11 protein-coding genes are annotated in these 13685 nt (G+C 64.2%); 9 read left to right on the forward strand and 2 right to left on the reverse strand.

What is annotated here, in order from left to right; all coding sequences use genetic code 11:
- Positions 1-23: 23 nt before the first annotated feature.
- Positions 24-1562, forward strand: coding sequence for a succinic semialdehyde dehydrogenase (locus H2O75_RS01755; protein ID WP_182172830.1), 1539 nt, complete (start codon positions 24-26; stop codon positions 1560-1562).
- Positions 1562-2395 (forward strand): SDR family oxidoreductase, encoded by an 834-nt coding sequence (locus H2O75_RS01760; RefSeq protein ID WP_182172833.1) that lies wholly within the window; start codon positions 1562-1564, stop codon positions 2393-2395. The genes H2O75_RS01755 and H2O75_RS01760 overlap by 1 nt, the downstream gene beginning before the upstream one ends.
- Here H2O75_RS01760 and H2O75_RS01765 read toward each other — a convergent pair.
- Positions 2392-4284, reverse strand: a complete 1893-nt coding sequence (locus tag H2O75_RS01765; RefSeq protein WP_182172836.1) for a dolichyl-phosphate-mannose--protein mannosyltransferase — start codon at positions 4282-4284, stop codon at positions 2392-2394. The genes H2O75_RS01760 and H2O75_RS01765 overlap by 4 nt on opposite strands.
- 67 nt (positions 4285-4351) lie before the next feature.
- Between H2O75_RS01765 and rsmI the strand changes: the two genes are divergently transcribed.
- Positions 4352-5188: a 16S rRNA (cytidine(1402)-2'-O)-methyltransferase gene (gene rsmI, locus H2O75_RS01770; protein WP_310650321.1), complete on the forward strand. Its 837-nt coding sequence runs from the start codon at positions 4352-4354 to the stop codon at positions 5186-5188.
- A 223-nt stretch (positions 5189-5411) separates the two neighbouring features.
- Here the strand turns inward: rsmI and H2O75_RS01775 are convergent, their stop codons facing one another.
- Entirely contained in the window at positions 5412-6041 is a 630-nt protein-coding gene (locus tag H2O75_RS01775) for an isochorismatase family protein (RefSeq protein ID WP_182174819.1), read from the reverse strand.
- A gap of 90 nt (positions 6042-6131) precedes the next feature.
- On the opposite strand from H2O75_RS01775, the gene metG reads away from it, so the two are divergent.
- The 6 genes from metG (at position 6132) to H2O75_RS01805 (ending at position 13647) form a co-directional block, all read left to right on the forward strand.
- The gene (gene metG, locus H2O75_RS01780; RefSeq protein ID WP_182172842.1) at positions 6132-7922 is read left to right on the forward strand and encodes a methionine--tRNA ligase; all 1791 of its coding nucleotides are present in this window, start codon (positions 6132-6134) and stop codon (positions 7920-7922) included.
- Positions 7919-8842, forward strand: coding sequence for a TatD family hydrolase (locus tag H2O75_RS01785; RefSeq protein WP_182172845.1), 924 nt, complete (start codon positions 7919-7921; stop codon positions 8840-8842). The genes metG and H2O75_RS01785 overlap by 4 nt, the downstream gene beginning before the upstream one ends.
- 149 nt (positions 8843-8991) lie before the next feature.
- Positions 8992-10053, forward strand: a complete 1062-nt coding sequence (locus tag H2O75_RS01790; protein WP_182172848.1) for a resuscitation-promoting factor — start codon at positions 8992-8994, stop codon at positions 10051-10053.
- Positions 10040-10900, forward strand: a complete 861-nt coding sequence (gene rsmA, locus H2O75_RS01795) for a 16S rRNA (adenine(1518)-N(6)/adenine(1519)-N(6))-dimethyltransferase RsmA (RefSeq protein ID WP_259365279.1) — start codon at positions 10040-10042, stop codon at positions 10898-10900. The genes H2O75_RS01790 and rsmA overlap by 14 nt, the downstream gene beginning before the upstream one ends.
- A gap of 60 nt (positions 10901-10960) precedes the next feature.
- On the forward strand, positions 10961-11845 hold the full coding sequence (locus H2O75_RS01800; protein WP_220462758.1) for a 4-(cytidine 5'-diphospho)-2-C-methyl-D-erythritol kinase: 885 nt from the start codon (positions 10961-10963) through the stop codon (positions 11843-11845).
- Entirely contained in the window at positions 11845-13647 is a 1803-nt protein-coding gene (locus tag H2O75_RS01805; RefSeq protein ID WP_182172851.1) for an ABC-F family ATP-binding cassette domain-containing protein, read from the forward strand. Before H2O75_RS01800 ends, H2O75_RS01805 begins: the two co-directional genes overlap by 1 nt.
- Positions 13648-13685 lie beyond the last annotated feature (38 nt).

The following is a 13685-nucleotide window of genomic DNA, read 5'->3' on the forward strand; positions in this document are numbered from 1 at the left end:
CGTCTAGAGACAAGAAGACGGGAATGGGCAGAGCCCAGCGCGCCATCGATCAGCTGATCGGTGATCCCGCGCAGTGGATCGCCGCCCCTGAGGAACGTCCCCACGAGGACGTGGTCTCGCCCCTCGACGGTGCGACCATCGCCTCCTATCCGATCTGTCGACCGGAGGACGTGGCGGCCGCGATCGGACGCGCACGCGCCGCGCAGGCCTCTTGGTCGCGAATCCCGGCCGGTGAGCGGGCCACAGTTCTCACACACCTGACCGCCCTCGTGTGGCGGAACGAGTCCGCCCTCCTCGACCTCATCCAGGCAGAGAACGGCAAAGCACGGTCCCATGCTTTCGAAGAGGTGAGCGATGTTGCGATGACGGCGGCACACTACGCCACGACAGGACCCCGGGCACTGCGGTCGCGTCGAGTGCCGGGTGCGCTCCCGCTCCTGTCGCACACGGAGGTCAACTATCACCCGGTTGGGGTCGTCGGAGTGATCTCGCCCTGGAACTATCCGTTCACCCTCGCGATCTCCGATGCTCTGGCGGCACTCATGGCAGGCAACGCCGTCGTCATCAAACCGGACTCGTCCACCGTGCTGTGTGCGCTCGCGGCGAAGGCGCTCCTTGTCGAAGCGGGATTGCCGAGCGACCTTGTCCAGGTCGTTGCGGGCCCCGGCGGGGTTCTCGGGAAGCCGCTTGTCGATGGATCGGACTATCTCATGTTCACGGGATCGACGAAGACCGGACGGATCCTCGGACAGCAGGCGGGGGAGCGCCTCATCGGCTACTCGGCCGAACTGGGAGGAAAGAATCCCCTGATCGTGCTCGATGATGCTCCGATGGGTCGTGCCGTTCGCGCCGCCGTCAAGGCTGTCACCTCGAACTCCGGCCAGCTCTGCATCTCCATCGAACGCATCTATGTGGAGGATTCCGCCTGGGATCGTTTCGTGCCGGCATTCGTCTCGGCCATGGCTGCGGTGAAGGTGCGGGGAGACTACTCGTGGTCGGCGGGCATGGGCCCCCTCATCTCAGCCCGCCAGCTCGAGACGGTCTCCGCGCACGTGGAGGATGCTCGGGGGAAGGGCGCGACAGTGCTGGCAGGCGGCCACGCCCTCCCGGAGATCGCCCCATATGCTTATGCGCCGACCGTCCTCACGGACGTCACGGAGGCCATGATGGTGTGCCGGGAGGAGACGTTCGGTCCCGTCGTCTCCCTCTACCGGGTTGCCGATGCTGGGGAAGCGATTGCCCGAGCAAACGACTCGGACTACGGGCTCAACGCCTCCATCTGGACCACACCGTCTCGCGGGCGCACTCTCGGCTCCGCCATCCAGGCCGGCACCGTCAACGTCAACGACGGCTATATCGCCGCCTGGGCGTCGATGCATGCGCCGATGGGAGGGATGAAGGGCTCGGGCCTGGGCCGCCGGCATGGTGAGAATGGGCTGCTGAAATATACGGAGCCGCAGACCGTGGCAACGTCCCGCATCCTTCCACTCCAGGCGCCCCCGTTCCTCAGCGAAAAGCTGTGGGCTCGGGTCATGAAAACGTATCTACGGTTAGGACGATAATGCGTGCACCTCTCGCTGGGGCGAAAGTTCTCATCACCGGAGGAGCCTCCGGCATCGGCAAAGCGCTGGCACTCGGGGCCGCGAACCGCGGAGCGGCCCGCATCATCCTGTGGGACATCGACGAGGAGGCAGGGGGCGCTGTCGTCGACGAGATCCGTTCATTCGGAGGCAGGGCGGAGTGCTGCCGTGTCGATCTGACAGATCCCGAGAGCGTCATCGAGGCCGGAGCGCAGACCCTGTCCGCGGGCCGCATCGACATCGTCATCAACAATGCTGGCATCGTCACCGGGAAGCGCTTCCTCGAGCTGAGCGAGGACGACATCGCCAGGACGTTCGATCTCAATGTCCTGTCTCTCTATCGCGTCGTCCGACAGTTCCTTCCCGGCATGATCGAACGGAAGAAGGGTTCGATCGTCACCGTCGCATCAGCCGCCGGTCTCGTCGGCGTGTCACGGCAGACCGACTATTCGGCCTCGAAGTTCGCCGCGATCGGATTCATGGAGTCCCTGCGTGCCGAACTGCGCCACGATGGGACACCGCTGCACACGCTGATCGTCCAGCCCTACTACGTCAACACAGGCATGTTCGACGGGGTGCGGACACGCTTCCCGCGCCTCCTCCCGATCCTCGATGTCGACGACGTGGCCGACAGCATTTTGGACAGCATGGAGGCGGGCCGCCAGTCTCTCGTCATGCCAGCCTTTGCTGCCGCGATCAAGCTCATGAAGGTTCTTCCAGTGCCCGTCCTCGACACGATCACCGACCTGTTCGGGGTCAACGGGACGATGGACGGGTTCGTGGGACGCGAAGGTGAGCGAAGGCAGGAATCCTAGGACCAGCCGGGCAGCCAGATATGGATCCGCCAGAAGTCGTAGGGGACGGTGAGACCGGTCCACAGCGGCCACCAGAAGACGCTGAGCAGGAGAACGATCCCAGCGGTCACTCCCAGCACCCAGGCGCCGCGTGAATCCGGTGCCAGGCGATAGGCGAGCGGGTCAGGATCATCGAAACGGGCAAGAGCCTCCTCGAGAGGATCGACCGGTTCCTGCACGGCGATCATCGCCGGCTCCGCAGCATCCGAACGGAGCCAACTGGATTCCGAGGATTCCGCGCTGGCGTGGGACGGGGCGACGTTCTCGCGTCTGCTCGTGTGGGGCTCCAGATCGAGAGTCCAATCATCCTCTCGCTTGACCGTCCGACGGTGGAGGGTGGGCTCGGGCAGCATGTCCGTCACCCAGCCGAGGGCGAAGACGAGCGCCAGGACAACATAGGGGAGGAAGGCGACCGAGTAGAACTGGTAGATGGTGCGGCCGATGTAGTTGAACCACGGCAGGTACATCGCCCCATAGCCGGCGAGTATCGCCCACGCCCTCCAATCGCCCCGGCGCAGAGCGAACCAGATGACGACGAGGAGTGAGGCCGCCGCCAGCCACCAGATGGCAGGGTTCCCGATCGACGAAATGGCCTGGACGCAGCGCTCCGCCCCGCAATCCTGGACGAGCTTCTCCCCGGGAGGCCAATAGAAGTTGACGGGACGGAGCTGTAGGATCCAATCCCACGGCTGGGACATGTACGTGTGTTCCGAGCTCAAACCGGTGTGGAAGTCCCACATCTGCCGATGGTAGGCAATGAACTCGGCAATCGAGTCGCCGAACTGGCTGAAGGGAACATCCTCTCCCAGGCTTCTCTGCTGCTCGGCCCAGCCCCTCTTGAAGCCCCGCGGGTCCAGGAACCAGGAGAGCCACGCGAACAGATAGGTGGGGATGGCGATGGGAATGAAGTTGACGAAGGCTGGCATGCCGCCCGTCAGGATCCCCGACGTGAACCAGCGGCGCACACCGAGCGTGCGCTTCGCGGACGTATCCCAGACGAAGACGAGTATTCCGAACACGGCGAGTGCGTAGACCGCGGACCATTTCACCCCGCAGCCGAGTCCGATGAAGATGCCGGCCGCGATCAGCCAGGGACGGAACAAGATGAGAGGACCGACAGCAGAACGCGGTGCCCCCGCCTCGTCGACGCTCCCGGACGCGACGCGCCGTGCCAGGCGGGCCCGCGTCCACTCTCGGTCCCGCAGGACAGCCCAGAATCCTGCCAAGACGAAGGCTGCCAGGAGGGAGTCGAGGATTCCCGTTCGGGATAACACAATGCCGACGCCGTCGAGCGCCATGAAGAACCCGGCGGCTGCCGCGAGAGGGACGGACCGGAAGAGCCGCAGAGCGATCCGGGTGACGAGAATGACGGAGAGGACCCCGGCAAGAGCTGTCGCGAACCGCCACCCAAACCCGTTGTCCGTGCCGAAAAGAGCCTGCCCGAAGCCGATGAGCCACTTTCCGAGCGGGGGATGGACGACGTAGTCGCCGACGATATCCGCCGCAGCATCGGAACCCTGGACGAACATTTCGTCCGCATTCTCGCCGACCCAATCCTTCTCATACCCGTAGGTGATGAGGGAATAGCCGGCTTTCACATAGTAGGTTTCGTCGAACACCATCTGGTGAGGGTGATTCAGGCCAGTGAAGCGAGTCAATGCGGCCAGGAGGCCTGCAAGGCCCGTCACGACCCAGCCCCAGATCCGGATCTGGGTGGGGAGGGTCGACCAGCCCAGGCCCAGACGGCCGCGCAGTTCCCTCTCCCAGGCACGCGATTCCAGGTCCGTCAGGACGCGGGCCGATGGGTGCCGGCCGGCCTCTCGGTGCACGTAAGGAGCCTCTTCAGTCACATGACGAGTGTACGGGGACTTTGCTCGCGGGGTGACGCGGAGGCGACCCATGAGGGATAGTTGTCGAGTGAGCGACGGAAAAATCTACCTGGCGGCAACACCCATCGGCGATGCTGGTGATGCGACGCCGAGACTGCGGGCACTCCTCGAATCGGCCGATCTCATCGCCGCCGAGGACACGCGGAGGCTCCTCAACCTGGCGGGACGGATGGAAGTGCCGCTATCGGGAAGGATTCTCGCCTTCCATGATCACAACGAGGCCGACAGATCAGGCGAACTCCTCGATGCTGCGAGGGCAGGGCAGACCGTCCTTGTCGTCTCGGACGCGGGAATGCCGACCGTCTCCGATCCCGGCTATCGGCTCGTGCGCAGAGCGCACGACGAAGGGGTCGCGGTCACCGTCGTCCCCGGGGCGTCCGCGGTCCTCACTGCCCTCGCAATCTCCGGACTCGCCACAGACAGGTTCAGCTTCGAAGGCTTCGCGCCCCGCAAGGACGGCGACAGGTCGCGTCTCTTCCATGCGCTCGCGGGGGAGCAGCGGACGATGGTGTTCTTCGATTCCCCACATCGCACGGGCGACACGCTCGCGGCCATGGCCGAACACTTCGGGGCGGATCGGGAGGCGGCCGTCTGCCGCGAGTTGACGAAGACCTACGAGGAAGTGAAGCGGGGGAGCCTGCTCGACCTTGCCCAGTGGGCGCAGCCGGGGCTGAAGGGAGAGGTGACGATTGTCGTCAGCGGAGCTCCGGATGCTGAGCTTCAGCCCGAGGATGTTGTCGCGGAGGTTCTGTTCCTCACGGATGCTGGCATGAGGTTGAAGGCGGCCGCGGCCTACATCGCCGAACGCACCGGAGTGCGGAAGAAGGATCTGTACGATGCCGCCCTGCGGGAGAGTCGTATCTAAAACCGGATAATCGAGACAAAATGCCGTTTCTGTGTTGAACCTTATACATCTATCGACGTGAAACGTAGCAGAAAGATCAGAGGTCAAAGGTTATCAAGCTATGCTTATGATTGCTTGATACGTCAAGTAGTTCCCTGGCCGGTGTGGCCCCTGTGCCAGGGAGCGCAGTGGGGAGCGCATATGCGCTCCCCACTGTCCTTCTCCCGAAGCAGCCTCTCAGGCCTCAGAGCCAGGCGTTCTTCGATTCGAGCTGGATGATTCCAGCGCCCTCCATGATCGTCCGGGCCTTGACGCCCAGCTCCTCTGTGACGGGGGCCGTCAGGTCGGAGAACACACGCACCTCCTCGACGAAGGACCGAGCATCCAATGCCGTGTCTTTGACGCAGTGGGACTCGGCGAGGCCGACGATGTCGACAGACGTGATCTCGGCATGTTTGAGAATGTCGGCCAGCGTTCGACCGTCATCCGTCTTCCCCTCGAAGCCCGAATAGGCGGCCGCGTACTGGCCCTTCTTGACCGACACATCCGGCAGGTGGGCAATGGCGGGATGAAGGTCCGCCTCCTCTGTTCCCGCCACGCCGTGCGGAGGCCACGTATCGACGAAGTCGGGTTGATCGGAGAAATGGTCACCCGGCTCGATATGCCAGTCCTGGGTGGACACGATCACCCCATAGTTATCCCGGTTCGTGTCGGTGAACTCCGCAATCCTCCGGGCGACAGCGTTGCCGCCCTCGACGGCCAGAGCACCGCCCTCGCAGAACGTCGGTTGGACATCGACAAGAATGAGAGCCCGGTGCGGCTTCACAAGGAGCTCAGCCAGGGTCTCCTCGTCGCTCGGCTCGGTGCCTTCCATGAATGTGTCGCTCATGCCCGCCATCCTAACCGAGCGTGATGTTCGCGGCTGGGATTCCGACTGCCGGGCGATAGGCATTAACCTAGAGGTATGTCTCGAGTACTCTCCGCAGTCGCATGGCCGTACGCAAACGGCCCCCGTCATATCGGCCATGTCGCCGGATTCGGGGTTCCCTCCGATGTCTTCTCCCGCTATATGCGGATGGTGGGCCACGATGTCCTCATGGTCTCGGGCACGGACGAGCACGGTACCCCGATCCTCGTCGCAGCGGAGCAGGAGGGGATCGACCCGAAGCATCTCGCGGATCGTAACAACAGGATCATCGTCGAGGACCTCGTCGCCCTCGGACTGTCCTACGACCTCTTCACCCGCACGACGACCCGCAACCACTATGCGGTCGTCCAATCCATGTTCGAGACGGTGCGCGACAACGGGTACATGCTTGTCGAGACCACGTCGGGCGCGGTGTCTCCCAGCACGGGACGCACCCTCCCGGACCGGTACATCGAGGGCACCTGCCCGCATTGCAACTACGACGGCGCGCGCGGCGATCAGTGCGACAACTGCGGCGTCCAGCTCGATCCCGTCGAGCTCATCAACCCGCGCTCCAAGGTCAACGGCGAGACCCCGGAATTCATCGAGACCGAGCACTACTTCCTCGACCTGCCCGCGCTCGCGGATGAGCTGGCACGCTGGCTCGATCAGCGCGAGGAGTCGGGCCTGTGGCGTCCCAACGTCATCAAGTTCTCGCAGCACCTCCTCGAGGAGATCAGACCCCGCGCCATGTCCCGCGACATCGACTGGGGCATCCCCGTCCCGGGATGGGAAGACAAGCCGAACAAGCGCCTGTACGTGTGGTTCGATGCGGTTGTCGGCTACCTCTCGGCATCGATCGAGTGGGCGCGCCGAGTCGGCGAGCCCGAGCGGTGGCGCGACTGGTGGACAGACCCGGAGGCGCTCTCCTACTACTTCATGGGCAAGGACAATATCGTCTTCCACAGCCAGATCTGGCCGGCCGAGATTCTCGGCTACAACGGTCGCGGCGACAAGGGCGGGAAGCCCGGCTCATTCGGCGAACTGAACCTGCCCACCCAGGTCGTCGCATCCGAGTTCTTGACGATGGAGGGGAAGAAGTTCTCCTCATCGAAGAAGATCGTCATCTACGTCCGGGACGTTCTCGCCCGCTACCAGCCGGATGCTCTGCGATACTTCATCTCGATCGCAGGCCCCGAAACCTCCGACTCGGACTTCACGTGGGCTGAGTTCGTCCGACGCAACAACTCCGAACTCGTCGCCGGTTGGGGGAACCTCGTCAACCGCACGGCAGCGATGATCGCGAAGAATTTCGGCGAGATCCCCACGTGCGGTGACCTGGAAGACGTCGACCGTGAGCTTCTCGCCGAGACCGGCGCAGGCTTCGAGAAGATCGGTTCCCTCATCGAGAACCATCAGCAGCGGTCCGCATTGGCCGAGCTCATGCGCATCGTCGGCGTCGCCAACTCGTACGTCTCCCGCACGGAGCCCTTCAAGCTCAAGGCCCCCGAGCAGCGTGAACGTCTCGGCACGATCCTGCACGTCCTCATCCAGGCCGTCTCCGATCTCAACACGATGATGTCCGTGTTCCTCCCGCACTCGTCGAACGCGATCGACCTCATCATCGGCGGCGACGGGGCCCTTGCCCCCATGCCCCACATCGTCGACGTCGACGACCTCGACGGTGGCGATCCGTATCCGATCATCACGGGCGACTACACGGATCTGAGGCCCTGGGCCTCCGTGCCGGTCGTGCCCGGCACTCCGATCGCCAAGCCGAGCCCCGTGTTCGTCAAGCTCGATCCCGAGGTGATCGACGAGGAGCTTGCGCGCCTGGGAGAGAAGTGAGCAAAAAAGGCCGGTCCCTCTTCCCTCCCATCCCCGAGCCGCTGCCGATACCGATCATCGATAACCACACGCACGTGGGTCAGGATCGGGAAGGCCAGGTCCAGGGCGTCGACGAGGATGGGAATCTCCGATATCCGCTCCTGGTCGAGGGGCAGATCGCGGCGATGATAAAGGCTGGGGTGTCTCATGCGATCACGGTCGGATGCGAGATCCCCGATCTCGTGGACGTTATCGAGCTCGCTCATGCATACCCCGAGTTCTCTGCCGCGATAGCGATCCACCCCAACGAGGCCGCCATGCACGCAGGGGTGCGCGAGATCGCCCCCGATGGTCTCGAGCCGAACGTAGCCGACCATCATCGTGAATACGATCTCGCGGATGCGATCAACCGTGTCGCGGAGCTGGCCCGGGACGTGGTGGCGATCGGGGAGACCGGCCTGGACTATTTCAGGACGGGAGAAGAAGGGAAGGGTGCTCAGCAGGAATCGTTCCGGGCGCACATCCGCCTCGCGAAAGAGCTCGGCCTGCCCCTTCAGATCCATGATCGCGACGCCCACGAAGACACCGTGCGCATCCTCCTCGACGAGGGAGCCCCCGAGAGAACCGTCTTCCACTGCTTCTCCGGCGACCGTCATCTCGCCGAGATCCTTGCCGTGCACGGCTGGTATGCATCATTCTCGGGGACGGTGACCTTCCCGAAGAATATCGAGCTGCGCGAGGCGCTGGAGATCCTGCCCAGCGAGCTCATCCTCGTCGAAACCGATGCCCCCTATCTCACTGCGCACCCCTATCGGGGACGCCCCAACGCTCCTTACCTCGCGACGCTGACGGCGAGAGCGATCTCAGAGATTCGGAATGTGCCTCTCGTCACTGTTTGCGAGCAGATTGTCGAGACGACGAATCGCGTCTATTTCAGTTAAATCCCAGGATGTTCGGCATGTCGTCCCGGTTTCCTGGCATCGCTGGCAGGTAAAATCCCCGAAGCCTAGATCACGTTTTGGTTACAATCGAGCAATTTTTGATTACACTCGGTGAAGTATTCAGAACATTACGACTGACGAGGTTTCTCATGGGACGACACTCCCTCCGACTGGACCAGGCTCCTGCCGTACCGCAGGCACCCGTCCACGACATGCTTCCCCAGGCGGCAGCATGGTCGCAGAGCGTCAAGCCTGCCGATCGCGTAAGCTCGCGCCGCTACGGAGCGGTTGCCGCACTTGCGGCCGCCACAGCTCTCTCCGCTGTCGCGGTGACAACTGATACGAACCCGGCGCCGGCCTATGCCGCCGCCAACGTTGCCGACCTCCCGCTGCAGATCGTCACGGAAGCCCCGGACCTCTCGAAGACCATCACGGTCGAGGTTGACGGTTCGGTCCAGGAGATCACGACACTCGAGACGACGTGGGGCAAGGCACTTGCCGCCGCCGGCATCGTCATCGGCCGAGACGACATCGTCAACGTCGATCTGGCCGCCGAGGTGGACGAGGAGACGCAGGTCGTCATCGATCGCGTCACCTACGAGTATGTCGTCGACGAACAGGTCGAAGAGTTCGAGACGATTCGCCAGGATGATCCCACCCTCGAGAAGGGCACCGAGAAGGTCACGACCGCGGGCCAGAACGGCGTCACCCGCATCACGCACCGTGTCACCCTCGTCGACGGCGAAGAGCAGTCCCGCGAGCAGACCATCGTCGTCCGCAAATCCGAACTCGTCAACGAAGTCATCTCCGTCGGCGCGAAGGAGCCGGTCGTCGAGGCTCCGCAGGCGGCTCCCGCCGTCGAGACCGAAGCGGCTGCCCCCGCGCCCGCCCAGCCCGTCATCGTCAATGCTGGCGGCTCGAAGGGCATCGCCCAGCAGATGGTTGCCAACAAGGGCTGGTCCTCATCCGAGTTCCAGTGCCTCGAAACCCTGTGGCAGCGCGAGTCGGGATGGAACCACCTTGCGGCGAACCCCTCTTCCGGCGCGTACGGCATCCCCCAGTCGCTGCCGGGTTCGAAGATGGCGTCCCACGGTGCGGACTGGCGCACCAACCCGGCCACCCAGATCGCCTGGGGCCTCGACTACATCCAGGGCCGCTACGGCACTCCCTGCGGCGCACTGAACCATTCGTATTCACGTGGCTGGTACTGAGCTACTCACGCCGGGTGATATCCGTGTTCTGAGCGCGAAGCTTGGTATCACACCGACGAAGACACTCGGCCAGAACTTTGTCGGCGATGGTGGGACGGTCCGGAAGATCGTCTCTCACGCCGGCGTCTCCGAGGACGATCACGTCCTCGAGATCGGCCCGGGGCTGGGTTCCCTCACCCTTGCCCTGCTCGAGACCGGCGCCTACGTGTCTGCGATCGAGATCGACAGGAAGCTCGCGGCCGCCCTTCCCGAGACAGTCGGGGAGAGGCATGATCGTCCCGAACGTTTCGCGGTAGCCGAGTTCGATGCTCTGAAGATCGCCGACCATGAACTAGCTGTGCCGCCCGCCCTTGAATCCTTCACACCGACGTATCTCGTCGCGAACCTGCCCTACAACGTGGCAGTCCCCGCCATCCTCACAGCCCTCGAGGCGCTCCCCACCCTCCGGGTGGTCGACGTCATGGTGCAGCTTGAGGTCGCCGAACGTCTCGCCGCCCCGCCAGGATCACGCACGTACGGAGTGCCATCCGTCAAGACGGCCTGGTATGCGGAGGCTACTCGCGGCCCCCTGATCTCCCGCTCCGTCTTCTGGCCCGTGCCGAACGTCGACTCGGCACTCGTCCGCTTCGAACGGCGCGACCAGCCCGACGCGGATAGGGCTGAGGTCTTCGCCGTCATCGATGCCGCGTTCTCCCAGCGCAGGAAGACCCTGCGCCAGGCACTCGCCGGGTGGGCTGGCAGTCCTGCGCGTGCGGAAGAGAAGCTGCGCGCCGCCGGAATCGACCCCTCCCAGCGGGGTGAGAAGCTGACGATCGAGGACTTCGTCGCGATAGCGAACGTCCGATAAAGCCTTTGTCGAACGTGAGGGGATAGGGCGCTGACGCGCCCAACCGCGTATCCTGACAGGGTGTTGAGTTCTGTCACCGTCCATGCCCCCGCCAAGATCAATATGGCTCTCCGCGTGGGCGGAGCCCGTCCCGATGGCTACCATCCGCTCACGACCGTGTTCTGTGCCCTGGATCTGGCCGATGAGATCGTCGTGGCACCCGCGGAGGGCCTCTCCTTGACGATCACGGGCAACGACCTCGTCGTCGATGACAACAATCTTGCCCTGCGTGCGGCACGGGCCCTTCATGACCACACCGGCATGGACTACGGGGCTACCATCACGATCGACAAGAAGATCCCCGTGGCTGGGGGGATGGCAGGCGGAAGCGCGGACGCCGCCGGCACCCTCGTGGCCCTCAACGAACTGTGGGAGCTCGGGCTGTCCCACGCCGACCTGCACGGCCTGGCTGCAGGGCTCGGCTCCGATGTGCCGTTCGGATTGGTGGGAGGCCTGGCGCTGGGAACGTGCCGCGGAGAAAACCTCCTCCCCATCTCCCCCCGAGCCTTCCAATCCTGGGTTCTTGTCACGGACAGTGACGGTCTTTCAACCCCAGACGTGTTCCGACACTACGACCTCCTTCATCCCGAGCCGCACGAACCGGCCGATGTCGACGATCTCACTGAAGCACTCGGCTCCGACAGCGTTGCCGAGGTGGCAGGCCTGCTCATCAACGATCTGGCAGAACCAGCATTCACGATCAGACCCGACCTGAGGGAGCTGTTCGAGCGGCTCGAGGGAGCAGGAATAGCGACCGTCCTGTCAGGTTCGGGGCCGACCATTGGGATTCTCTGCGAGAGCGACACGGCGGCTGACGCTCTCGCCGGAGTACTTCGACAGGAGGGTCTGTCGACGCTTCGCGCCGACGGCCCGGCCGCCGGTGCACACGTGGTGAGGAGCAGCTGATGGCGCATCTGTTGTCGATGGAGGGGGTTGGAGTCACCCTCGGTTCCCGGCCCATCCTCGGTGATCTCACGCTTGGCTTGGACGACGGGGCACGGATCGGTGTCGTGGGGCCCAACGGGGGCGGGAAATCCACTCTGCTGCGTCTCCTCACCGGTGACCTGGAGGCCCAGACGGGCCGCGTGACGAAGACTGGGGGCCTGAGGTTCGCAGTGCTGTCGCAGATGGACAGGCTGGCCGACACGACTGTGCGGGAAGCGATCCACGGGACAGCCTCCGAACACGAGTGGGCCTCGGAGAAAGCAGTGCGCGACCTTCACACCGGCCTGATCCCCGACGTGGACCTTGACCGGGGCGTCAATGAACTCTCGGGAGGCCAGCGCCGCAGGGTGGCACTCTGCTCGGTGCTGACCACCGACGCGGATGTGGTCATCCTCGATGAGCCGACCAACCACCTCGACGTCGACGGAGTCGACTATCTCCACCGCTACCTCAACGATCGTTTCTCCCGCGGCAAGGGCGCACTCGTGACCGTCACCCACGATCGCTGGTTCCTCGATGCCGTCTGCGATCGCATGTGGGAAGTTGTTCCCGGGCACGACGGTGCGGGAGGCAGGAACCCCCAACCGGGCCGGGTCGAACAGTACGAGGGCGGGTACGCGGCCTATATTCTCGCCAGAGCGGAGCGTGAGCGTCAGCGCAGCCAGACCGAGGCGAAGCGGAACAATCTTCTGCGCAAGGAGCTTGCCTGGCTGCGGCGGGGTGCCCCCGCCCGCACCTCGAAACCGAAGTTCCGCATCGATGCCGCGAACGACCTCATCGCGGACGAGCCGGCGCCCCGCGACCGTGTCGAACTCACGAAGATGGCGACGGCACGGCTCGGCAAGGATGTCATCGACCTTGAGGACGTTTCGTTCTCGTACGGGGATACGCACGTTCTCGAGACGACCACGCTCCGTCTCGCTCCAGGAGAACGCCTCGGCATCGTCGGCGCCAACGGGTCGGGCAAGTCCACCCTGCTCGGCCTGATCTCGGGCAGGCTCCAGCCCACGACAGGCAGAGTCAAGCGGGGAAAGACCGTCAAGCTTGCCGTGCTGTCCCAGCACACAACCGAACTCGACGACGTGGCACACATGAGGGTTGTCGAGTCCGTCTCCTCGATCGCGACAACGGTTGAGGTTGACGGGAAGGACATGACCGCCAGCCAGCTTGTTGAGCGTCTCGGCTTCACGAGGGAGCGAGCATGGACCGAGGTCGGCAGGCTCTCCGGAGGAGAGCGGCGCAGGCTCCAGCTCATCCGACTCCTCATGTCGAGCCCGAACGTGCTGCTCATGGACGAACCGACAAACGACCTCGACACGGACACCCTCTCCGCGATCGAAGATCTCCTCGACGGCTGGCCGGGCACCCTCATCGTCATCTCCCATGACCGGTACCTGCTCGAACGCGTGACCGACCGTCAGGTGGCGATCATGGACGGACGCGTCCGGGACCTCCCGGGCGGCGTCGATGAATATCTTGCCCTCCGAGGCGCGCAAGCGGCGGTCGAAGAGATCGTCGAGGACAATCCCGCCGCAACAGTCTCCGATGCTGCGATAGCACGCACGGCACGGAAGACGATGGCGCGAGTCGAACGTCAGCTCGCGAAAGAGCGAGAGAATCTTGCACGAGTCCAAGCCGAGCAGGTGGTGGCCGCACTCGACTTCGAGAAGCTCGCGAAGCTCAGCGAAGACGCCTCCCGCATCCAGACCCGCATCGACGAACTCGAAGAGGAATGGCTGTGGGCCGCGGAGCAGGCGGAATGAGGCGCGGACGGCCCACCCCGCCATCGCTCATCCTTAAA

The sequence above is a fragment of the Flaviflexus equikiangi genome (assembly GCF_014069875.1).
GTDB classification, from domain to species: domain Bacteria; phylum Actinomycetota; class Actinomycetes; order Actinomycetales; family Actinomycetaceae; genus Flaviflexus; species Flaviflexus equikiangi.

What these genes read in the sequence shown, in the direction of transcription:
- H2O75_RS01760 (WP_182172833.1), top strand. Translation starts at nt 1,562, where the DNA reads ATGCGTGCACCTCTCGCTGGGGCGAAAGTTCTCATCACCGGAGGAGCC.
- H2O75_RS01775 (WP_182174819.1), bottom strand. Translation starts at nt 6,041, where the DNA reads ATGGAAGGCACCGAGCCGAGCGACGAGGAGACCCTGGCTGAGCTCCTT.
- H2O75_RS01755 (WP_182172830.1), top strand. Translation starts at nt 24, where the DNA reads ATGGGCAGAGCCCAGCGCGCCATCGATCAGCTGATCGGTGATCCCGCG.
- metG (WP_182172842.1), top strand. Translation starts at nt 6,132, where the DNA reads ATGTCTCGAGTACTCTCCGCAGTCGCATGGCCGTACGCAAACGGCCCC.
- H2O75_RS01790 (WP_182172848.1), top strand. Translation starts at nt 8,992, where the DNA reads ATGGGACGACACTCCCTCCGACTGGACCAGGCTCCTGCCGTACCGCAG.
- H2O75_RS01805 (WP_182172851.1), top strand. Translation starts at nt 11,845, where the DNA reads ATGGCGCATCTGTTGTCGATGGAGGGGGTTGGAGTCACCCTCGGTTCC.